This window comes from Streptomyces sp. AC627_RSS907 (assembly GCF_019049165.1).
Genome location: NZ_JAGMUE010000091.1, coordinates 9,416 through 31,828, shown reverse-complemented (window position 1 = coordinate 31,828; position 22,413 = coordinate 9,416). Strand labels below are relative to the sequence as shown.

The following is a 22,413-nucleotide window of genomic DNA, read 5'->3' as shown; positions in this document are numbered from 1 at the left end:
ACGTCGATTTCGACGTGGTCGGCGCGTTGTCGGACGGCGAGGTCGATGGCGGCGGCGGTGTTCTCGGGTGCCATGCCGGAGGATCCGCGGTGCGCGATGACGTCGGGGCGGTCGTCGGCGTGCGCGGTGGTGGAGGCCATGGCCATGGTGATACCGCTCAGCACGGCCACGACCAGACCGACGCCCCTCTTGCCGCTCAGGTGTTTCACTGCAGCCTCCCGCCTGTGTCGAATGACTCCTCGGAGGCAGGCTGCCGAACGCCGGTTACGGGAAACCGGCAGCCGTCTGGCGGCGCCGGGATGAGTCGGTGGACCCGAACGGGAAACCGGTCATCCGGGGCGGAAGGGGCACCGGGCGCGGGGTGACCGACCGCCCGGAGAGTGAAGATCATCAACGGTGCACAATGGTCCGTATGCCCATGACGAACACCCCGCAGACGGCGACGCTCGACGACGCGCCGGTGGTCAGCCGCGCCCTGGCCCGAGCCTTCGGCGACGACCCGATGATGCGCTGGTTCTTCCCCGACGACTCCTCTCGCGAGGACACGCTGGGCCGGTACTTCACCACGCTCTTCACCCGGCAGTACGCCCACCACGGAGTGTGCGAGCGCACCGACGCGGCGGCGGCCTTCTGGGTGGCTCCGGAGGGGCAGGCGCAGGCGGTCCCCGACGCGGAGACCGTCCAGGAGCTGCAGAGCCTCCTCGGCGACCGGGCCACGCTGTTCCGCGATGCCGTCGAGGCGGCGGCCGAGCACGCTCCGCGGGAACCCCACTGGTACCTCGCCGTGATAGGCGCCGACCCGGCCGCGCAGGGCGGGGGGCACGGCGCCGCCCTGTTGCGTTCGGGCCTGGCCAAGGCCGACGCGGCGGGGCTGCCCGTCTGTCTGGAGTCCTCCAAGCCGTCCAACGTGCCCCTCTACGAGCACTTCGGCTTCACCGTGCGTGAGGAGTTCCGCCTGCCGGGCGGCGGACCGGCCCTGTGGGCCATGCGGCGCGAGCCCCGCACCCCGTCCGGCGCCTGACGGGCCCGACGGACATGCCGAGCCCGGTGCTCTCGGCACCGGGCTCGGCATGTCCGTCCGGACCCGCGCGGTCACACCCGGCGGTTCCACCGCGCCCGCATCCGCGGCGGCCGGCGCGGGACTGGCCGTGGCCCGGTCAGGGGTGGCTGGTCAGATAGCCGCCCATGGAGGTGAAGTACTCCGCCGCGGACAGCTCACGGCCGTCCTCGGTCCGGACACGGGTGATGGCCAGCCCGTGGTTGCGGCCGGTGCGCGCGTCGGCCCCGGCGACGATCACCACGCCCTCGCCCTCGCGGTAGAAGACACGGCCCGGCGTACCGCCGTACCGGCCCCGGGACACCACGGCGGCGAGGACCTCGAGCCGCCTGCCCCTGTGGTAGGTGAAGGCGCTCGGGTACGGCTCGGACTGGGCCCGGACCAGGCGCTCCAGGTCCTCGGCCGGCCAGTTCCAGTCGATGCGGATGTCCTCGACGGACCGCTTGTGGAAGAAGCTCGCCCGGGAGCGGTCCTGCTTGGTGAACTCCGTCTGCCCGGCGGCGATGAGGCCGAGTGCGCCGATGGTGACGGGGGCGATGAGGTCGACGGTCTTGTGGAAGAGGTCGGTGGTGGTGTCGGTCGGTCCGACCGGCACGGATTCCTGGCGCACGATGTCGCCGGCGTCGAGCTCGTCGTTCATCATGTGCGCGGTGACGCCCACTTCGGACTCCCCGTTGATCAGGGCCCAGATCAGGGGGGAGAAGCCGGCGTACTTCGGCAGCAGTGAGTCGTGCACGTTGAGCGTGCCGTGGCGGGGAAGACCGAAGATCCGCGGGGGGATCCACGTCCGCCAGTTGTTGGCCACGATGATGTCCGGGTCCGCGTCCTTGAGGCGCTGGAACAACTCGTCGTCGTCCGGGCGGTTGCGGATCAGCACCGGGACGCCGTGCTCCTCGGCGAGGTCGGCGACGGAGTCGCTCCAGATCTTCTCGTACGCGTGCTCGCTCTTGGGGTGCGTCACGACCAGTACCACGTCGTGCTCGGAGTCCAGGAGGGCTTGCAGGGTGCGGTGCCCCCAGGTCTGGTAACCGAACATGACGACCCGCATGGGGTTCCTCCTCGGGGCAGGGGTGCTGACCGGGGTCAGTAAAGCAAGGCTTACCTTAGTCCGCAATGCCTCTGCGGAGAACGGCAGTTGACGCGCACCGGCCTCCGTTCGTCCGCTCCGCCCTATCGACAGCCCCGCAGCCTTAGCTTAGGCTCACCTAAGTTTGGCAGGCCGCTCCGTGGCGTGCCCGATCGCGCATTTCCCCACGCCGACAGGCAACTGTCCCGCACGATGGGAGTGACATGTCACAGGTTCTTCCTGGTGACGCACCGCTGGTCCACGACCTCATTGGCATCGGCTTCGGGCCGTCCAATGTGGCCATGGCGATCGCGCTCAGTGAGCACAACGCACGCGCCGGCAGGCAGGAGGCGGTCACCGCTCACTTCTTCGAGCAGCAGCCCCGCTTCGGCTGGCACCGCGGCATGCTGATCGACGACGCGACCATGCAGGTCTCCTTCCTCAAGGACCTGGTGACGCTCCGGAACCCGGCCAGCGAGTTCAGCTTCCTCTGCTACCTGAAGAGCAAGGGGCGGCTGGTCGACTTCATCAACCACAAGAACCTCTTCCCGCTGCGGGTGGAGTTCCACGACTACTTCGAGTGGGCCGCGGCCCAGGTCGACGACATGGTGTCCTACGGTCACGAGGTCGTCGGCGTCGCACCCGTCCTCGACGGGGGAGTCGTGGAGTACCTGGAGGTGACGGTCCGTTCGGGGGAGGGACTGGAGGTCCACCGGGCCCGCAACCTCGTCATCGGCACCGGTCTGCGCCCCCTCGTGCCGGAGGGTGTGGAGCGCGGCGAGCGCGTCTGGCACAACTCCGAACTGCTGGTGAGGGTCGAGGAGCTGGAGGGCACCTCACCCTCGCGGTTCGTCGTCGTCGGCGCCGGTCAGAGCGCTGCCGAGAACGTCGCCTACCTGCACCGGCGCTTCCCCGGGGCCGAGGTCTGCGCGGTCTTCACCCGCTACGGCTACAGCCCCGCCGACGACAGCGGCTTCGCCAACCGGATCTTCGACCCCGCCGCGGTCGACGAGTACTTCGCCGCGCCCGGCGACGTCAAACGCCGGCTGATGGACTACCACGGCAACACCAACTACTCCGTGGTGGACATCGACCTGATCGACGACCTGTACCGGCAGATGTACCGCGAGAAGGTCCTCGGCACCGAGCGGCTGCGCTTCCTCAACGTGTCCCGGCTCACCGGTGTCGAGGTGACACCGGACAAGGTCCGCACCTCGGTCACGTCCCTCGTCACCGGCGAGGAGACCCTCCTGGACGCGGACGTCGTGGTCCTCGCCACCGGCTACAGCCCCGCAGACCCCCTCGGCCTGCTCGGCGAGGTCGCGGACCGCTGCCTCCGTGACGACGAGGGCCGGGTCCGCGTCGAGCGCGACTACCGCGTCGCGACCGACCCGGACCTGCGCTGCGGCATCTACCTCCAGGGAGGCACGGAGCACACGCACGGCATCACGTCGTCCCTGCTGTCCAACACCGCCGTCAGGGTCGGCGAGATCCTGGACTCGCTCCTCGACCGGGGCCTCAAGTCCGCTTCCGACGAGGCCCGCACGGTCGCCGACGGAACCGGCAGCACCACCCGTTAGTGTACGTCGCTATGGCCACGACTGCGGTGGAGCGCCCCGCTCCCGGGAAAACAACTCAGGCCCGTCACCGACGGGTTGTGGGGCTGGGTGTGCTGGCGGCGGTTCTCGTGACCGCGGCGGCGGTGTCGCTGGCCGTCGGTGCGCGCGCCCTGAGCCCCGCCGAGGTGTGGCACGGGTTGTTCGCGGCGCCGGACCCCGACCAGCGGCTCACCGAGATCAGGCTCATCGTGCGGACCGTGCGGGTGCCCCGGACGGTGCTCGCGATCGTGGCCGGCGTCGCCCTCGGCGTCGGCGGGGCGCTCATCCAGGGGTACACGCGCAACCCGATCGCCGACACGGGCCTGCTGGGGGTGAACTCCGGCGCCTCCTTCGCCATGGTGTCGGGGATCGCCCTCTTCGGCTTCGACGACCCGTTCCAGTACGTCTGGTTCGCCTTCCTCGGCGCGGCGGTCGCGGGGATCGTGGTCTTCGGGCTGGCGAGCATAGGCAGGGGTGCCGGAAACCCGTTGACGCTCGCACTGGCCGGGCAGGGGGTCACCGTGTTCCTCGCGGCGATGACCACGGCGGTCTCGCTGACGGACCAGGCGTCCATGGACGCGCTGCGGTTCTGGAACGCGGGCTCCGTGGCCGGCGTCGGCTTCGACGTCATCTGGCCGGTCGCCGCCTTCGTCGCGGTCGGGCTGGTGCCGGCACTGGCCACACTGCCCTCCGTGAACCTGCTCAACCTGGGCGACGACGTGGCGCGGGGGCTGGGCGTGCACATCGCGCTGAGCAGGACCGCCGGCGTCCTCGCCATCACCCTGCTGGCGGGCGCGGCGACGGCGGCGTGCGGTCCCATCGCCTTCCTCGGGCTCATGGTGGCCCACGTGGCCCGGTACCTCACCGGACCGGACTACCGCTGGCTGGTGCCGTACGCGGGTCTGCTCGGCGCCGTCGTGCTGCTGGTCTGCGACATCGTGGGACGCCTGGTGGTGCGGCCGGGCGAGCTGGACGCCGGGGTCGTCGTCGCGCTCCTCGGCGCCCCGTTCTTCGCGGCTCTGGTGTGGCGCGGAAAGTTCAGGAACGCATGAACGGGGTGAGCGTGAAGTCGGACGGGGCGGCGACGACGCCGTCGGTGGCGCCGGGCGTGCGGATGGGGCGCGTGTCGTTCGTGTGGCGGCCCTGGCTCGTGTGCGTGACGCTGCTGCTGGCGGCGGCGACCTTCCTGGTCTTCTGCCTCTCCATCGGCGTCGGGGACTTCCCCATCGGCCTGCCCCGGGTGGTCGCCACGATCCTCGGCCGGGGCGAACGGGTCGACGAGTTCGTGATCATGGACCTGCGGATGCCGCGTGCCCTCGCCGGGCTCGTCGTGGGCCTCGCGCTCGGGGTGTCCGGGGCGATCACGCAGTCCGTCGCGCGCAATCCGCTGGCCAGCCCGGACATTCTGGGGATCACCAGCGGCGCCGGTACGGTCGCGGTGTTCCTGGTGACGGCGACCGGCGGGACGGCCGCGGCCGTCATGGACACCGTGGGCCTGTCCGCGGCCGCGCTCTCGGGCGGCCTCGGCACCGGACTGCTGGTGTACTTCCTGGCGTGGCGGCGCGGCATCGACGGTTTCCGGCTCATCCTCATCGGCATCTCGGTGAGCGCCGTGATGCAGGCGATCACGACCTGGCTGCTGGTCGGGGCCGACATCAGGGACGTGGCCCGGGCCCAGGTGTGGTTGGTCGGCTCCCTGGACAACCGCTCGTGGAACGAGGTCTGGGTGGCGCTCTGGGGCACGCTCGTCCTCCTGGTCGTCGTGGCGTGTGTCGCGTTCCAGTTCAAGCCCCTGCACTTCGGCGACGAGATCGCGGCGGGACTCGGCGTCCGCTACTCGATGGTGCGGGCGGTGCTGTTGCTGTGCGCCGTCCTTCTCGCCGGGGTGGCGGTGAGCGCGGCGGGCCCGGTCCCGTTCGTCGCGCTGGTGGCGCCGCAGGTGGCGATGCGCCTGGCCAGGTGCCCGACGCCACCGTTGCCGGCCTCCGGCCTGGTGGGCGCGCTCCTGCTGATCGGCTCGGACCTGGTCGCGCGCGCGGCGCTGCCGATCTCCCTCCCGGTCGGCGTGGTCACCGCCGCGATCGGCGGCCCCTTCCTCGTCTATCTGCTGGTACGGGCGAACCGCAGATAGCTGGTACAAAAGTAAGGCATGCCTAAACAAGGGGGCCTTGTGGTCGTTCAGTCCATCACCGACGTCGAACCCGGAGTTGACGGCACCTCACGGCTGGCAGCCAGGGGCGTCACGGTCGGATACGGTGCCCGGACCGTCATCGACGATCTCGACGTGACGATCCCGCCCGGGCTGATCACGACGATCATCGGCCCCAACGGCTGCGGGAAGTCCACCCTGCTGCGCACGCTGTCGCGGCTGCTCAAGCCGGCCAAGGGGACGGTCGTCCTGGACGGTGAGGACATCGGCGGGCTCAGGACCAGGGACGTGGCCAAGAAGCTCGGACTGCTGCCCCAGGCCCCGGTCGCGCCGGAAGGCCTGACGGTGTCCGACCTGGTCGCCAGGGGGCGCCATCCGCACCAGAGCTGGCTGCGGCAGTGGTCGTCGGACGACGCCGCCGTCGTGGAACGCGCGCTGGCCATGACCGGCGTGTCCGACCTGGCCGACCGGCCGGTCGACGCGCTGTCCGGCGGCCAGCGTCAGCGCGTCTGGATCTCCATGACCCTCGCCCAGGGGACCGACCTGCTGCTGCTCGACGAACCGACCACGTACCTGGACCTGGCGCACGCCGTCGACGTGCTCGACCTGGTGGACGACCTGCACGAGTCGGGGTGCACCGTGGTCATGGTGCTGCACGACCTCAATCTGGCCACACGCTACAGCGACAACCTCGTCGTCATGCGGGACGGCTCGGTACTGGCGCAGGGGCACCCGCGTGACGTGATCACCGCCGAGTTGCTGGACGAGGCGTTCGGACTGCGCGCGCAGGTGATCGAAGACCCGGTGGGCCGCCGCCCGCTCATCGTGCCGATAGGTCGCACTCATGTCCAAGTCGACTGAGGAAATGCAGAGTTGGAAGGGTTAGGCTAGGCTAACCTCATTCGATCGGGATAAGGTTTGCTGCCCTTACAACGGGGGCGCACTGGACAGCGCGACAGCAAGGGATTGCCGGATGCTCCTCCCAAGAACGACGCGTACGAAGCCCTGGCGGCGGCTGGCGGCGGCACTGTCCGCCGCGGCACTCGGCGTCGGCCTCCTCGCAGGATGCGGTTCCGACTCGTCCGACTCGTCGGACAAGGCGAGTGACGGCACGTCGTCCGCCGAATCCGGCGCATTCCCGGTCACCGTGGAGCACGCGTTCGGAACCACGAAGGTCACCGAGGCCCCCAAGCGGGTCGTCTCCGTCGGCTACACCGACGACCAGACCGTCCTGGCGTTCGGCATCAAGCCGGTCGGCATGGTCGACCAGTACCCCAATCCGGCGGGAAGGACCCCCGACGTCAACACCCAGTGGCCCTGGGTGAAGGAGAAGTGGGGCGACACCCGGCCCGAGGTCATCATGAAGAACGGTGACTCCGGACCCAACTACGAGAAGATCGCCGCCCTGCGGCCCGACCTGATCATCGCGGTCTACTCCGAGATCGACCAGGCCGCCTACGACAAGCTCTCCAGGATCGCCCCGACGGTGGGGCGCACCAAGGGGGAGAAGGAGCCGTTCAGCGCGCCGTGGCAGGACAACGCGCTCCACATCGCCAAGGCACTCGGCAGGGCCGAGGAGGGCGAGAAGATGGTCGCGGACATCCAGGGCAAGCTCGACGCCGCCAAGAAGGGACACCCCGAGCTGGCAGGCCAGACCGCCGTCGTGTTGTCCTGGTACAAGGACTCGGTGGCGCCGTTCACCTCGACCGACGTACGCGGACGGCTGGTGACGGGCCTCGGCTTCAGCTACCAGACCGAGATCGACAAGGTCGCGGACGGCAACTTCTACACCACGCTCTCACCCGAGCGTGTCGACCTGGTCGACGTCGACCGCATCTTCGTCGTCAACGACAGGGCGGACCAGGAGGCGCTGAAGAAGTTCAAGCTCTTCGCCAACCTGGACGCCGTCAAGAACGGCAAGGTGTCCTACCTGTTGGACAGCGAGGGCCCGGCCGTCGGCGCGGCCATCTCCCAGGGAACCCTGCTGTCCATGCCGTACGCGATCGACGAACTCGTCAAGTCGGTCGAGTAGGGGTGAGCGGCACCGACACGCGCGTCGCGCCGGCGACCCTGCGCACGGCGACCGGACGCGAGGCCACCCGATGGGTCGCGGCGCACTGCCGTGAGGTGCCGTGGCTGTCGGCCGCCACCGCGCTCACCACGGTGGCCGGGGCGGCGCTCCAGGTGCTCCCGGTGCTTCTGCTCGGCCGGGTGGTCGACGCGGTGGTCGGCGGTGAGTCGCGATCGGTCCTGGTCACGATCGGTGTCCTGATGGTGGTCGCCGCGCTGCTCGGCGCGGCGGCCACCGCGGCGTCGTCCTACCTGATCGGACGGCTCGGCGCGGATCTGCTCGCGCGGCTGCGGGAAGGCGCCGTCCGGGCGGTGCTCGGGATGCCGAGCGCGCGCGTCGAGCAGGTCGGCCGGGGTGACGTCCTGTCCCGGGTGGGTGACGACGTGGCCGTGCTGTCCAAGGGCATCCGGACCGCCGTCCCCACCGTGTTCTCGGCGGGAGTGCTGGTCGCCATCGCCACGGTCGGCATGTTCGGACTGGACTGGCGGCTCGGTCTGGCGGGTGCCGGCGCCCTGCCCGCGTACGCGCTGGCCCTGCGCTGGTACCTTCCGCGGTCCGCCCCGCTCTACCAGCGGCAGCGGGTGGCCCAGGCCGATCGCGCGCAGGCGTTGATCAGCGGACTGAACGGGATCGACACGGTCCGGGCGTACCGCCTCGAGGACGCCTTCCGCGAGAAGGTCACCCGTGAGTCGTGGCGGGTGCGCGACCTGGGCATCGAGGTGTTCCGGTTCTTCGGCCGGTTCGTCGGCCGGGAGAACCGCGCCGAGTTCATCGGGCTGACCCTGATCATCGTGGTGGGGTACGCCCTCCTGGAGACCGGTGCCGCCGGCCTGGGCGAGGTGTCGGCGGCCCCGCTGCTGTTCCACCGGCTGTTCACCCCCCTGGGCGCCATCATGTTCACCTTCGACGAGGCCCAGAAGTCGGGGGCGAGCCTGACCCGGCTGGTCGGGGTACTGGGCGAGGACGCGGAGGACCGGCTGGTGGGCGACGCGTCCGTCACGCCGGCCCGGGCCGTGCCGTACCCGGTGACGGTGCAGGGGCTGACCTTCAGCTATCCGGACGCCGAGGAGCCGGTCCTCCAGGACGTCGACCTGACCATTCCGGCCGGGGGTTCACTGGCCCTGGTGGGGGCGACGGGTGCGGGCAAGTCGACCCTGGCCGCGCTGATCGCGGGCATCGGGACCCCGCAGTCCGGGTCGGTGCGCGTCGGCCCGACCGACCTCGCCACCGTGGACGAGGCGGGGGCACGGGCCCTGGTGAGCATCCTGACGCAGGAGACGCACGTGTTCTCCGGCCCCCTCGCCGACGACCTGCGGCTGGCCGCGCCGGCAGCGACCGACGCCGAGCTCCTGGAGGCGTTGCGCACGGTCGGCGCCGACGGATGGGTCGACGAGCTGCCCGAGGGGCTGAACACCAGGGTGGGGGAGGGCGGCGAGCGCCTCGACGTCACCAAGGTCACCCAGGTCGCCCTGGCCCGGCTGGTGTTGGGCCGCTCTCCGGTGGTGGTGCTCGACGAGTCGACCGCCGAGGCGGGCAGCGAGGGCGCCGCCGAACTGGAGCGGGCGGTGCTGGCCGCGTGTTCGGGCCGGACCACCCTGTTCGTGGCGCACCGGCTGACCCAGGCGATGGCCGCGGACCGCATCGCCGTACTGGACGCGGGCCGCGTCGTGGAGCAGGGGAGCCACGAGGAGCTGGTGGCTCTGGGCGGGCGGTACGCCCGGCTGTGGCAGGCCTGGCGAGAGGGTAGTTAGGTGAGCCTAAGTTAGGTTAGCCTGCCTTCATTCTTTGGAAGGGGCGTTGAGTCTTCGATGATGCAACCGAGCGCTCGTCACGTACTGCTTTCCCCCCGGCACCTCACCGACATACGCCGGCGCACCGGCGACTTCTCCGACAGGACCATCGCCGAGGCCTGCGCCCTCGGGCTGTCGTACTGGGCGACGGGCCGCAGCCCCGACGGCATCGACCTCGCGCCGGGCACCCTGTTCGCCGACATCCTCGGGTGGGTCGACAACGGCGGTACCGACAGCGGTGGCGGCGACGGCGGGGGCTGGCGGGTCGGCGCGGACGGCCGGAGCATCTCCGTACCGGAAGGCGTGGTGCCGGACGACGCGCAGCTCGCGCTGGACGACCTGGCCGACTTTCCGGACCGGCCCATCGGTACCATCCGGCCGTCGAGCGCGGCGGCCCGGCGCGAGGAGCTGGCCCGGTGGAACGACACCGGGGCCGAACGGGTCCGCCCGACCCTGGTCGAGATGTTCCGTGAGCAGGCGCGGACCAGGCCGGACGCGGTCGCCGTCGTCGACGAACACCGTTCACTGACGTACCGTCAGGCAGCCGAGCTGTCCAGTCAGTTGGCGCACCACCTGATCGGCCGCGGGCTCACCGCCGAGAACGTCGTCGGCATCTCCCTGGAGCGCTCCGCCGACATGGTGATCGGGCTGCTCGGCGTGCTCCAGGCGGGCTGCGCGTTCGTGCCGCTCGATCCGCACTGGCCCGCCGAGCGCAGGGCGGTCGTCATCGACGACGCCCGGGTCGTGGTCCAGCTCAACGCGTCGGGCGAACACCCCGCGGGCGAACCCGAAGCCGTGGCCGTCGACCTCGGTGACTGGCGGTTCGGGTCCCACCCCACGGAGGGAACGGGCGTCACCGTCCCCGGCGACGCCCTGGCCTACGTGATCTTCACCTCCGGTTCCACCGGCCGGCCCAAGGGCGCGATGATCCGGCACGAGGCGATCAGCGAACGGCTGCTGTGGCAGGTCCACGAGATCCTGGGCTTCGGCCACGACGACGCGTCCCTGTTCAAGGCTCCCCTGTCCTTCGACATCTCCATCAACGAGATCTTCCTGCCGCTGGTGTCCGGTGCGCGGCTCGTGGTCCTGCGGCCCGGCGGCGAACGCGACCCCCACCACCTGCTGAGCGTGATCGCCGAGCAGCGCGTCACCTTCACCTACCTGGTGTCGTCCATGCTGGACGTGCTGCTGGAGATCGCGGGCGACTCGGGGCGGCTGGACAGCCTGCGGCACGTGTGGTGCGGCGGCGAGGTGCTGACCCCGGAGCTGTACGAACGGTTCCGCACCCGGCTCGGCATTCCCATGTACCATGGCTACGGCCCCGCCGAGACCACGATCGGGGTCTCCCACGTCATCTACCGGGGGGCGGCGGAACGCCTGTCGACGTCGATCGGCAAGGCCAACCCCAACACCCAGCTGTACGTACTGGACGACGAACTGCGCCCGGTCCCGGTCGGCGTCGGCGGCGAGCTCTACGTGGGGGGCTTCCTCCTGGGACGCGGATACGCCGGCGCGCCCGGCCTGACGGCCTCCCGGTTCGTGGCCAACCCGTTCGCCGACGACGGGTCCCGGCTCTACCGGACCGGTGACCTCGCGCGCTTCGCCCCGGACGGCTCGCTCGACTTCCTCGGCCGCGCCGACAACCAGATCAAGATCCGCGGTATGCGGCTGGAGATCGAGGACGTCGAGGTCGGTCTCGCCGAGCACCCCGCGGTACGGCACACCTGCGTCGTCGCCAAGAAGAACGCCGCGGGCGGCACCTACCTGGTCGGCTACGTGATCCCGGCCGCCGGGAACGAGGACCTGCGGGCCGACGAGGTCAAGGCCTGGGCCGGCGAGCACATGGTGGAGTACATGGTGCCCGCCCACGTCGTCGTGCTGACCCGGTTCCCGCTCACCGCCAACGGCAAGCTCGACCGGCGCGCGCTGCCGGAACCCGTGGTCGCGACGGGCTCGCTCGCGGCGCCGGCCACCGAGAACGAACGCACGGTGTGCGCGGCGGTCGCTGCGCTGCTGCAACTGGACGAGGTCGGTGTCGACCAGGACTTCTTCCAGCTCGGTGGCGACAGCATCCTGGCGATCTCACTGCTGAGCGCGCTGCGCGACGCCGGTCTCCACGTCACCGCACGGCAGATCTTCACCCACAGCACCGTGGGAGCGCTGGCAGCGGTGGCGAGCCGGGAGGACGTCTCCACGGTGGACCACCGCGATGTCGCGACGGGCCCCGTGGCCGGGTCGCCCATCGTGCAGTGGCTCGGCGAGACCACCGACGCCATCGACGGCTTCGTGCAGTCGGTGGTGCTGAACACCCCCGCGGACCTGACCGCCGACGCCCTGGACGAGATGCTCACCGCCGTGGTCCGGCGGCACGACATGCTGCGTGCCAGGCTGGTGCGCGGCGAGCGATGGAGCTTCGACATCCCCGGCGCGGACCAGGCCGTCGCGCCGTGGCAGCAGAGCGACCGGCCGCTCGACGCGTGCGTCGCGCTCGCCACCGAAGGGCTCGACCCGGCGGGCGGCGTGATGCTGCGTGCCGTCTGGCGCCGGACGGCACGGCAACTGGTCGTGGTCGTCCACCACCTGGTGATCGACGGCGTGTCCTGGCGGGTCCTGATGGAGGACCTGGCCACGGCGTGGCGGCAGCTCGCCACGGGCGGGACGGTCGAACTCCCCCCGGTCGGCACGTCGTTCCGGCGCTGGACGCACCTGCTGGAACGCGCGGCGTTCGACGCGGACAGCACCTACTACCGGCGTCCCCTGCCGGGAGCGGACCTCCCGGTGGGCAGGCGCGCGCTGTCCGAGGCCGACACCGTCGCACGGGAGCGGGTGCGGACCGTCTCCGTCGGCCCCGAGGTCACGGCCGCGCTACTGGGCGAGACGCCCGCCAAGTTCCACGCGGGTGTCAACGACGTACTGCTGACCGCGCTGGCCGTCGCCCTCGCCCGGTGGCGCCGCGACCTGGGCCAGGACCAGACGTTCGCCCACATCGAACTCGAAGGCCACGGCCGCGAGGGACGGTTCGTCGCGGAGTCGGCCGGCTTCGAGCCGGAACTGTCGCGGACCGTCGGCTGGTTCACCACCCTGTTCCCGGTGACCGTCGACCCCGGCACGGCCCCCGACCCCACCGCACCCGACCACCTGGCCGCCGCCCTCAAGGCCGTCAAGGAAGACCTCGCCCGGGTGCCGGACAACGGCGTCTCCTACGGCGCCCTGCGCTACCTGGCACGCACCGCCTTCGACACACCCGCACCCCAGGTGCTGTTCAACTACCTGGGCCGCTTCGAGGCGGGCGCGACCGGTGACTGGCGACTGGCGGGCACCACACGCCAGTTGGGCGAGCGGCGCGACCCCCGGATGCGTCTGCCGCGCGCCCTGGAGTTCAACGCGATCGCCGAGCCCTCCCCGACCGGCGGGTACGAGCTGGCCACCACCATCTCCTGGCCCGACGGAATGTTCACCGACGAGGACATCTCGACCCTCGGCGCCTACTACCGGCAAGCCCTGACCGGGCTGGCCGCGCTCGACACGGGCGGCCACTCGCCCAGCGACTTCCCCCTGGTGCCGCTCACCCAGGCCGACGTCGACGCCCTCGACGGTCCCCGGCTGCGGGACATCCTGCCGCTGACCCCGCTGCAGGAGGGCCTGTACTTCCACTCGGTCTACGACGACGACTCCGCCGGCAGCTACGTCGAGCAGCAACTCCTCACCCTGGCGGGAGAGGTGGACGCCGACCGGCTCGCCGCCGCGGCCACCCGCCTGCTCACGCTCTACCCGAACCTGGCCGCGCGGTTCGTGGCCCTCGACGACGGCCGTGTGGTCTCCGTCCTCGACAGCGGCGCCCGGGCCCCCTTCACCACGCTGGACCGCCCCGGCGTCACCGACGACGAGATCCGCGAACACGCCGAACGGGACCGCCGCGCCGGCTTCGACCTGGCCACCGGCCCGCTGATGCGCTACACCCTCATCCGTGCGGGCTCCGGCCGCCACGTCCTGGTGCAGACCGTCCATCACATCGTCGCCGACGGCTGGTCGGTGCCGTCGATGCTCCGCGCCCTGCTGGCCGAGTACCACGCACCGGGGTCGGTGCACCCGCTCGGCGGCTTCCGCGACTACGTGGGCTGGCTCGCCGGACGCGACGCCGAGGTGAGCGACCGGGTGTGGCGCGACCAGCTCGCCGGTCTGCCCGGACCCTCACTGGTCGCCGAGGGACACGCGCCGTCCGACCGGTTCGCCGACACCGCCACGGTGCCGGGCGACGACATCGACGCGGCCGCCCGGTCGGCCGGCGTCCCGCTGAGCGTGGCCGTGCACAGCGCCTGGGCGGTCACGCTGGGCGGCATCCTGCACGGCCAGGACGTGGTGTTCGGATCGACGGTGTCCGGACGCGACGCCGACGTGCCCGGCATCGAGGACATGGTCGGTCTGTTCATCAACACCGTGCCGGTGCGCGCCCGCTGGTCCTCCAACACCACCGGGGCCGACCTGCTCGCCTCGGTCCGGGAACACCAGAGCGCGGTGCTGCCGCACCAGCACGTCTCCCTGGCGAGGATCGGCCGCCACACCGGCTTCGGCTCCCTGTTCGACACCCTGGTGGTGTTCGACGTGGCGACCGACGTGGACGGCCTGCGCAGGCCCGACGACACGCTGGTCATCACCCGCGTCGTGAACGAGGGCGCCCCGCACTACCCGTTGACGCTGGTGGTGGAGCGCACCCCCGACGGCCGTCCGCGTTTCAACCTGATCTACGACGGCGACCTGCTGCGGGAAGCGGGCGCCCGGGAGATCCTGCGCACGTTCACCCGGTCCCTCGCCGGCCTGCTCACCCGGCCGCACGTCCTGGTGGACGACCTGGCGTCCGAGCACACCCGGCGTCCCCTGCCGGTCGCGCCGACGACCCTGGGCGGCCTCTTCGCCGCCGCCGCGCGCCGCGCCCCGCACGCCACCGCCGTCACCCAGTGCGGTCTCGACGGCACCACCAGGTCACTGACGTACGGCGAACTGGCGGTAGCCGGACGAGAGTTGGCCTCGGTGCTGCGTGCGGCCGGCGTCGGGCCGGGCCGGCGGGCCGCCGTCGCCGTCCCCCGCTCCGTCGAGCAGGTCGTCGCGCTGGTCGCCGTCGTCGGCGCGGGCGGTGCCTACGTACCGCTGGACCCGGCGTACCCGGACGAACGACTGGAGTACATCCTCTCCGACGCCGCTCCGCAGGTCGTCCTCGTCGACCCCCGGCAGCGGGACCGCTTCACGCGGCTGCTGGCCCGGGCCGGCGTGCCGGCCCGCGTGCTCGTGCAGGGAGAAGAACCGCCACCGGCCGCCACCGGCCCCCGACGGGAGGCCGGCCCGCACGACCCCGCGTACGTGATCTACACCTCGGGGTCGACCGGCAGACCCAAGGGCGTGGTCGTCCCGCACTCCAGCGTGGTGACGCTGCTCGCGAACACCGGGCCGGACATGGACTTCGGGCCGCACGACGTGTGGGTCCAGTTCCACTCCTTCTCCTTCGACTTCGCGGTCTGGGAGCTGTGGGGCGCGCTGGCACACGGCGGTGAGCTGCTGGTGCCCGAGTACGGACTGACCCGTTCCCCGGTCGACTTCCACCGGCTCGTCCGCGAGCGCGGGGTGACCGTGCTCAACCAGACACCGTCGGCGTTCTACCAGTTCATCGAGGCCGACCGGCTGGCCGGCGAGCCGCTGCCCGCGCTGCGGCGGATCATCTTCGGCGGCGAGGCCCTGGACCTCGGCCGGCTGCGCGGCTGGGTCGAGCGGCACGGCACCGGTGCACCCGAGCTGGTCAACATGTACGGCATCACCGAGACCACCGTCCACGTCACCCACCGGGTGCTGACCGAGGACGACTTCGGCCCCGGTGACGGCACCGGCCCCATCGGCGGCCCCCTCCCCGGACTGGTCACCCACCTGCTCGACGACCGGCTCCGGCCGGTGCCGCCGGGCCGCGTGGGCGCCATCTACGTCGCCGGCGACCAGGTGTCGCTCGGCTACCTGGACAGGCCCGGGCTCACGGCGAGCCGGTTCGTGGCGGACCCGTTCGCGGGCGACGGCTCCCGCATGTACCACACCGGCGACCTCGCCCGGCGCACGCTCGGCGGCGAGCTGGAGTTCGTGGGCCGCGCCGACGACCAGGTGCAGCTCAAGGGTTTCCGCATCGAGCTCGGCGAGGTCGAGTCCGCGATCAGGGAACTCGACGGCGTGGTCGACGTGGCCGTCACCGTGGCGGACACCGGCGACCACCTGGTGGCGCACCTCGTGGGCCGGGCACCGGGCGACCTCGCCGCCCTCCTGTCCGCGAAGCTGCCCGCGCACATGGTGCCGAGCCGGGTGCTGCCCGCGGACGCCCTGCCGCTGACGGTCAACGGCAAACTGGACCGCAAGGTCCTGACCGAGCGGGCAGCCGGGCCCCGCGACGGGGCGCGGCCGTATCAGCCTGCCGCGTCGCCGCAGGACGCGAGCGGCCACGGCGTACCCGCGGACGGCGGCACCACCGTCGTTTCCCCACTCGCCGCCCTGGTGGACATCTTCACCGACACGCTTCCCGGCTCCGCCGCCGACGCCGACACGGACTTCTTCACCGCCGGAGGCGACAGCATCGTCGCCATCACCGTCATCAACCGCGCCAGAGCGCTCGGCCTGCCGATCACGCCCCGGGACGTGTTCCTGCTCAGGACACCACGCGCACTCGCCGGGCACCTGGAGACGAGCGCACCGCGGCCCTCGGCGCCCGCCCGGCACGAGGACGGCCCCCTGCCGCCGACGCCGATCATCCTGCGCCAACGGGAACTGGGCGGCTCACTCACCCGGTTCGCCCAGGCCAGGACGCTGACGGCACCCGAGGGCACGGACTTCGCCGACGCGGAGCGCGCCGCGCACGCCGTCGTGGCCGCGCACCCGGCCCTCCGCCTGCGGCTGCGCGTGGACCACGGGGTGTGGTCACTGCGTACCGAACCCCCCCGAGGGGTCACCGTCACCCGGACGCACGCCACCGACCCGACGGCGGTGGCCGACGAGGCCGCCGGACGGCTCGACCCCGAGTCCGGGGACGTCATCGCGTTCTCCTGGATGGAGGCGAGCCGCACCCTGGTGGTCACCGTGCACCACCTCGCCGTCGACGCGGTGTCCTGGCTGATCCTGCTGGACGACCTGGCCACCGCGATGCGCCGGGCGCCCCTGGCCCCGCCGACCACGTCCTACGCCGAGTACGCCACGGCACTGACGTCCCTGGCCACCCGTGCGACCGACGACCTGGACCACTGGATCACCACGCTCCGGGCGCCCGCGCTGCTGCCCGCGGTCGAGGGGCGGCGCGAGACGACGGTCGTGCTCGCGCCCGAGGTGAGCGACCGCGTGACGCGCACCGCCCCCTCCGCCCTCGGCGTCGGCCTCACCGAGCTGCTGTGCGGCGCGCTGCGCGCCGCCCTCACGCACGTCCAGCCCTCACCCACCGATCTCGCGGTCGACCTGGAGCGGCACGGCCGGGTCCCGGCCCTGGAGCACCACGACTACACCCGCACGGTCGGCTGGTTCACCTCCATCGCGCCCGTACGGCTCACCGCGCGGACCGACCCCGTCGCGGCGGCGCGCGACGTCGTGGAACGCCAGCCGGACGAGCATGCGCACGTCGCCTACGGCCGGCTCAGGTACCTCAACCCGCAGACGGCCCCACTGCTGGAGGCTCGCCCGCAGGTGCTGTTCAACTACCTCGGCCGGGGCGGCGAGTCCCACGCGCCGCGCCTCACCGGCGGCGATCAGGGCAGCCCGTACGCCGTCGAGCTCAACGCGTGGACCGACGCGGCCACCGGAAGCCTGCACGCGGCCTTCACCCTCGCCGACGGAGTCCCCGACGAGATCACCGAGCACTGGCGGCGCGCGCTGGAACGCGTCGCGGACGCCGCCGCGACGGCCGAGCGCACCGCACCGGTCACCCCACTCCAGCGCGGTCTGTTCTTCCAGGCGCAGATGGCCCAGGACCGGACGTCGGGGTCGGCCGGACACTACGTCGCGCAGAGCTACTTCACCTTCGACCGGCGCCTGGACACCGACGCGCTGGCCGAGGCGATGGCGTACGTGATCGCACGCCACCCGGTCGTCGGCGCCGGCTTCACCACCGACGACGACGGAAACCCGGTCCAGGTCCTCGCGGCGGGCCGACGGGTCGACGTCCGCACCGTCGAACTGGCCACGCAGGCCGAGGCCGACGCGCTGCGCGCCAGGGACCGTGACACGGGCTTCGACCCGGGCCGGCCACCACTGGTCAGACTGACCGTGGTGCGCCTGCCGGGCGAGGGCGACGGTCTGCTGCTGAGCTATCACCTGCTGCTGTGGGACGGCTGGTCGCGCGAGATCGTGCTGCGGGACCTGTTCGACGCCTACAGCGCCGTTCTCGCGGGCGAGCCGCCGGCCCCGGTCCCGGCCACGCCGAGCTTCGAGGACCACGCCCGGGCGCTCGACGCCAGGGACCCCGCCCCGTCCGAACGCTTCTGGGCCGAGCACCTGAGCGGGCTCCAGGGCCCGACGCTGCTCGCCGGACCGGCGCCCACCCTCTCGGACGACCTGCCGCGCTCGCTCGTGCACACGCTGTCCGCCGAGCGGTCGAGGCGGCTGAGGGATGCGGCCAGGGCGCACGGCGTCACCCTCAACTCGGTGCTGACCGGGGCGTTCGGCCTCCTGCTGGCCGCCCGCACGGGCCGGAGCGACGCCGTGTTCGGCGTGACCGTCTCCGGCCGGGAGGGCGAGGGGCTGGCCGGCATGGTCGGCGTGCTGCTCAACACCGTGCCCATGTGGACGCGGGCACGGCCGGACGACACGGTCCGGGAGTACCTGACCGCCGTGCAGACGGCCCGGGTCGAGGCGATGGAACACGAGCACCTCGGGCTCGGCGAGATCCAGCGGGCCGGCGGGCACGACACCCTGTTCGACAACCTGTTCGTGCTCCAGAACTTCCTGGACATGGACGCGTTCGCCGAGATGAACGCCCGGCACGGCATCACCGCGGTGCGGGCCGAGGACTCCACCCACTACCCGTTCACCTGGGTCGTCACGCCCGGCGACCGGCTCACGGTCAAGCTGGAGTACCGCGACGAGGACACCCGCAACGCCCGTCGTCTCCTGGACGACTACCTGGGCGTCCTCGACGACCTCGCCCGGTCGTCCGGACCGCTCGGCGCACTGCGGGGCCCGGGGCGGGCGCCCGAGCCCGCCGAACGCACGGACGTCGGCACGGACACGGTCGTCGACCGCTTCGACCGGGCGGCGGACCGCGACCCGCAGCGGGTGGCGCTCGTCGCCCACGGCTCGACCATGACCTTCGCCGGGCTCCGCGACCGCAGCCGCGCGGTGGCGGGTGTGCTCGCCCGGCGCGGCATCGGCCCGGAGCGGACCGTCGGCCTCGCGATCCCGCGTTCCCTCGACTCGATCGTGGCGCTCTTCGCCGTGCTGCGCGTGGGCGCCGCGTACGTGCCGCTGGAGCTGGACCACCCGGACGAGCGGATCGCCGCGATCGTCGCGGACGCCCGGCCGGACGTCATCCTCACGACGAGCGGGGTGGCGCCCCGGCTGACCGGGGACCTGATCGAACTGGACCGTCCCCTGCCCGAGGCCGAGCCGTTCGTCACGTTCGCGCCGGACGACCCTAACCGGCTGCGGCACCCCGCGTACACCATCTACACCTCCGGATCGACCGGAAAGCCCAAAGGCGTGGTGACCGAGTACGCCGGACTCACCAACATGCTGATCAACCATCAGCGCCGCATCTTCGGACCCGTGCTGGCGGAGCACGGCCACCGGGTCTTCCGGATCGCGCACACCGTGTCGTTCGCGTTCGACATGTCGTGGGAGGAGCTGCTCTGGCTCGCCGACGGCCACGAGGTGCACATCTGCGACGAGGAACTGCGCCGCGACGCGCCCCGGCTGGTCGACTACTGCCTCGAGCACGCCATCGACGTCGTCAACGTGACCCCGACCTACGCGCAGCAACTGGTGGCCGAGGGGCTGCTCGACGACCCGGCGCGGCGGCCCGCGCTGGTGCTGCTCGGCGGTGAGGCGGTCACCCCGACGCTGTGGCGGCGGCTCGCCGCGACCGAGGGGACGGTCGGGTACAACCTCTACGGACCCACCGAGTACACCATCAACACCCTCGGCGTCGGCACCTTCGAGTGCCAGGACCCGGTGGTGGGGGTGGCGATCGACAACACCGACGTGTACGTGCTGGACCCGTGGCTGCGGCCCCTGCCCGACGGGGTTCCGGGGGAGCTGTACGTGTCGGGCGTCGGTATCGCGCGGGGCTATCTCGGGCAGCCCGCCCAGACCGCGCACCGCTTCGTCGCATGCCCGTTCGGCGCACCCGGCGAGCGCATGTACCGCACCGGGGACCTGGTGGTCCGGCGGCCCGACGGGAACCTGATGTACCTGGGCCGCACCGACCAGCAGGTCAAGATCCGGGGCCACCGGGTCGAACCGGGCGAGGTCGAGGCGGCGTTCGCGGCGCACCCGGCGGTGCGGTTCGCCGCCGCGGTCGCCCAGCCCGACCCGCAGGTCGACGGGGCGCACCGGCTGGCCGCCTACCTCGTGCTGGACGGCGCCGACCTGGCGGAGGTCGCCGCCGACGTGGGCGCCGGGCTGCCGGACTTCCTGCGTCCGACGCACTACGCCCGGGTCGACCGCATCCCGCTGACGGTCAACGGCAAGGCCGACACCCGGGCGCTGCCCGAGGCCAGGCCACTGGGCGCGCTGACCACGGCGGGGGAGCGGAGCCCGCAGACCGAGACCGAGATCACGGTGTGCGAGTTCTTCGCCGAGGCCCTGGACCTGGACGACGACGAGGTGAGCGCGGTGAGCGACTTCGTGTCCCTCGGCGGACACTCCATGCTGGCGGTGCGGCTGACCGGGCTGCTCCGCCGGGAGTACGGTCCTGTGATCACGATCCGCGATCTGTTCACCCTGCGAACCCCGGAAGCGATTGCCCGCCATCTCGATGACAACTCCTGACACGCAGCGGCCCCGCCCGGGGTCCGACATCCTCCGTACGGCCCTGCGGCGCAATGTCGGCGCCATGGCCCGGGGCACCGTCCTCATGGGCCTGTACCAGGCCGGTGAGACCGCCTTCCCCATCGCGCTCGGCCTGATCGTCGAACACACGATGCGGGAGCGGAGCCTCGGCTCGCTCGGCCTGTCGATCGCCGCCCTGGCCGTGATCATCACGACCGTGTCGCTGTCGTGGCGGTTCGGGATGCGCATCCTGCAGAAGGCCAACACGACCGAGGCGCACCGCTGGCGGGTGCGGGTCGCGGCCTGCGGACTCCAGCCGGTGGCCAGGGACGTGGACCTCAAGTCCGGCGAGGTGCTGACCATCGCCACCGAGGACGCGGACCAGACCGCCGACATCATCGAGGTGGTGCCGCTGCTGGTCAGCTCGCTGGTCGCGGTGGTGGTCGCGGCGCTCGCGCTCGGCCTGGCCGACGTCCGGCTCGGACTGCTGGTGATCGTGGGCACCGTCGCGATCCTGTCGGTCCTGAGCGTGATGTCCAAACGGATCGGCTCCAGTACCCGCGAACAGCAGGCCCGGGTGGCACGGGCGGGCGCGAAGGTCGCCGACCTGATCACCGGCCTGCGCCCCCTGCACGGCTTCGGCGGCAACCACGCGGCGTTCCGGTCCTACCGCAAGGTCAGCGCGGAGGCCAAGCACCAGGCGATCACCGTTGCCAAGGTGAACGGCGCGTACGCGGGCACCGCGCTGGCCCTCAACGCGACACTCGCCGCCGCCGTGACCCTGACGGCGGGCCGGCTGGCCTTCGACGGCCGGATCAGCATCGGGGAACTCGTCATGGCCGTGGGGCTGGCGCAGTTCATCATGGAACCGCTCAAACTGTTCTCGGAGATGCCGAAGTACGTGATGACGGCGCGCGCCTCGGCCGAACGGATGGCGCTGGTGCTGGCCGCGCCACCGGTGACGACCCCCGGGGCGGAGCGGCCTCCCTCCGGCGCGGACCTGGAGGTCGACTGCGTCCGGTACGGGGCCCTGCGCAAGGTGCGGTTCCGGGTGTCCGCCGGCGAGTTCGTGGCGGTCGCCGCCTACCAGGTGCGCGCGGCGGCCGACCTCGCGTCGGTCCTGGCCCTGAACGTCCCGCCGGACGCGTACGAGGGGACGGTGCGAGTCGGCGGCCGGGACCTCGCGGACCTGTCCGTCGACGCGGTCCGCGCGCACATGCTGGTGAACCCGTACGACGGGGAGATCTTCGCGGGCACCCTCCGTTCCAACATCGACCCGTCGGGAACCAGCCGGAAGGTCGCCGAGGCCGTCGAGGCGTCCATGCTGACCGATGTCGTCGCCCTGCACCGCGAGGGACTCGACTACGCCGTCCGCGACCGCGGCGCGAACCTCTCCGGGGGCCAGCGCCAGCGGCTGTCCCTGGCCCGCGCGCTCGCCGCCGACACCGATGTCCTGGTGCTGCGCGACCCGACGACGGCCGTCGACGCCGTCACCGAACAGCTGGTCGCGCGCAACATCGCGAAGCTGCGCCGGGGCCGCACCACCGTCGTGATCACCAGCAGCCCCGCGCTCCTGGACGCCGCCGACCGTGTCCTCGTCCTGGACGAGGGTGTCGTCACCGCCGAGGACACCCACCGCAACCTCCTGGCCACCGACGCGGACTACTGCCTGGCCGTGGCCCGGTGA

Annotated in this window: 11 protein-coding genes; 9 read left to right on the top strand and 2 right to left on the bottom strand. The window is 72.0% G+C overall.

The window, feature by feature from the left end; translation table 11 throughout:
• Positions 1-209 (bottom strand): glycerophosphodiester phosphodiesterase (locus tag KUM32_RS19995; protein WP_374227534.1); only part of this gene is annotated, 209 nt, incomplete at its 3' end.
• Between the two features lie 194 nt (positions 210-403).
• Here KUM32_RS19995 and KUM32_RS19990 point away from each other — a divergent pair.
• Positions 404-1,021 carry a GNAT family N-acetyltransferase gene (locus tag KUM32_RS19990; RefSeq protein ID WP_217143299.1) on the top strand — a complete coding sequence of 206 codons (618 nt, stop codon included), beginning with the start codon at positions 404-406 and terminating at the stop codon, positions 1,019-1,021.
• A gap of 136 nt (positions 1,022-1,157) precedes the next feature.
• On the opposite strand, the gene KUM32_RS19985 is transcribed toward KUM32_RS19990, so the two are convergent.
• On the bottom strand, positions 1,158-2,105 hold the full coding sequence (locus KUM32_RS19985; RefSeq protein WP_217143298.1) for a methionyl-tRNA formyltransferase: 948 nt from the start codon (positions 2,103-2,105) through the stop codon (positions 1,158-1,160).
• 242 nt (positions 2,106-2,347) lie between these two features.
• Here KUM32_RS19985 and KUM32_RS19980 point away from each other — a divergent pair, with 242 nt between their 5' ends.
• The 8 genes from KUM32_RS19980 to KUM32_RS19945 all read left to right on the top strand — a co-directional run bounded on the left by KUM32_RS19980 (position 2,348) and on the right by KUM32_RS19945 (position 22,413).
• On the top strand, positions 2,348-3,703 hold the full coding sequence (locus KUM32_RS19980; RefSeq protein ID WP_217143297.1) for a lysine N(6)-hydroxylase/L-ornithine N(5)-oxygenase family protein: 1,356 nt from the start codon (positions 2,348-2,350) through the stop codon (positions 3,701-3,703).
• 11 nt (positions 3,704-3,714) lie between these two features.
• A complete protein-coding gene (locus KUM32_RS19975; protein ID WP_217143296.1) occupies positions 3,715-4,773 on the top strand; it encodes an iron ABC transporter permease in 1,059 nt (352 codons plus the stop codon).
• Positions 4,770-5,852, top strand: a complete 1,083-nt coding sequence (locus KUM32_RS19970; RefSeq protein ID WP_217143295.1) for an iron chelate uptake ABC transporter family permease subunit — start codon at positions 4,770-4,772, stop codon at positions 5,850-5,852. The genes KUM32_RS19975 and KUM32_RS19970 overlap by 4 nt, the downstream gene beginning before the upstream one ends.
• Positions 5,853-5,891: 39 nt before the next feature.
• Entirely contained in the window at positions 5,892-6,731 is an 840-nt protein-coding gene (locus KUM32_RS19965) for an ABC transporter ATP-binding protein (protein WP_217143294.1), read from the top strand.
• Between the two features lie 112 nt (positions 6,732-6,843).
• Positions 6,844-7,902 (top strand): iron-siderophore ABC transporter substrate-binding protein, encoded by a 1,059-nt coding sequence (locus KUM32_RS19960; RefSeq protein ID WP_217143293.1) that lies wholly within the window; start codon positions 6,844-6,846, stop codon positions 7,900-7,902.
• 2 nt (positions 7,903-7,904) lie between these two features.
• Entirely contained in the window at positions 7,905-9,692 is a 1,788-nt protein-coding gene (locus KUM32_RS19955; protein ID WP_217143292.1) for an ABC transporter ATP-binding protein, read from the top strand.
• Between the two features lie 57 nt (positions 9,693-9,749).
• Positions 9,750-20,726: a non-ribosomal peptide synthetase gene (locus KUM32_RS19950; protein ID WP_217143291.1), complete on the top strand. Its 10,977-nt coding sequence runs from the start codon at positions 9,750-9,752 to the stop codon at positions 20,724-20,726.
• Positions 20,713-22,413, top strand: a complete 1,701-nt coding sequence (locus KUM32_RS19945) for an ABC transporter ATP-binding protein (protein ID WP_217143290.1) — start codon at positions 20,713-20,715, stop codon at positions 22,411-22,413. The genes KUM32_RS19950 and KUM32_RS19945 overlap by 14 nt, the downstream gene beginning before the upstream one ends.

Bases quoted from the DNA above. Each gene is read 5' to 3' on its own strand.
- KUM32_RS19985 (WP_217143298.1), bottom strand. From the start codon at position 2,105: ATGCGGGTCGTCATGTTCGGTTACCAGACCTGGGGGCACCGCACCCTG.
- KUM32_RS19960 (WP_217143293.1), top strand. From the start codon at position 6,844: ATGCTCCTCCCAAGAACGACGCGTACGAAGCCCTGGCGGCGGCTGGCG.
- KUM32_RS19980 (WP_217143297.1), top strand. From the start codon at position 2,348: ATGTCACAGGTTCTTCCTGGTGACGCACCGCTGGTCCACGACCTCATT.
- KUM32_RS19950 (WP_217143291.1), top strand. From the start codon at position 9,750: ATGATGCAACCGAGCGCTCGTCACGTACTGCTTTCCCCCCGGCACCTC.
- KUM32_RS19990 (WP_217143299.1), top strand. From the start codon at position 404: ATGGTCCGTATGCCCATGACGAACACCCCGCAGACGGCGACGCTCGAC.
- KUM32_RS19970 (WP_217143295.1), top strand. From the start codon at position 4,770: ATGAACGGGGTGAGCGTGAAGTCGGACGGGGCGGCGACGACGCCGTCG.
- KUM32_RS19945 (WP_217143290.1), top strand. From the start codon at position 20,713: ATGACAACTCCTGACACGCAGCGGCCCCGCCCGGGGTCCGACATCCTC.
- KUM32_RS19975 (WP_217143296.1), top strand. From the start codon at position 3,715: ATGGCCACGACTGCGGTGGAGCGCCCCGCTCCCGGGAAAACAACTCAG.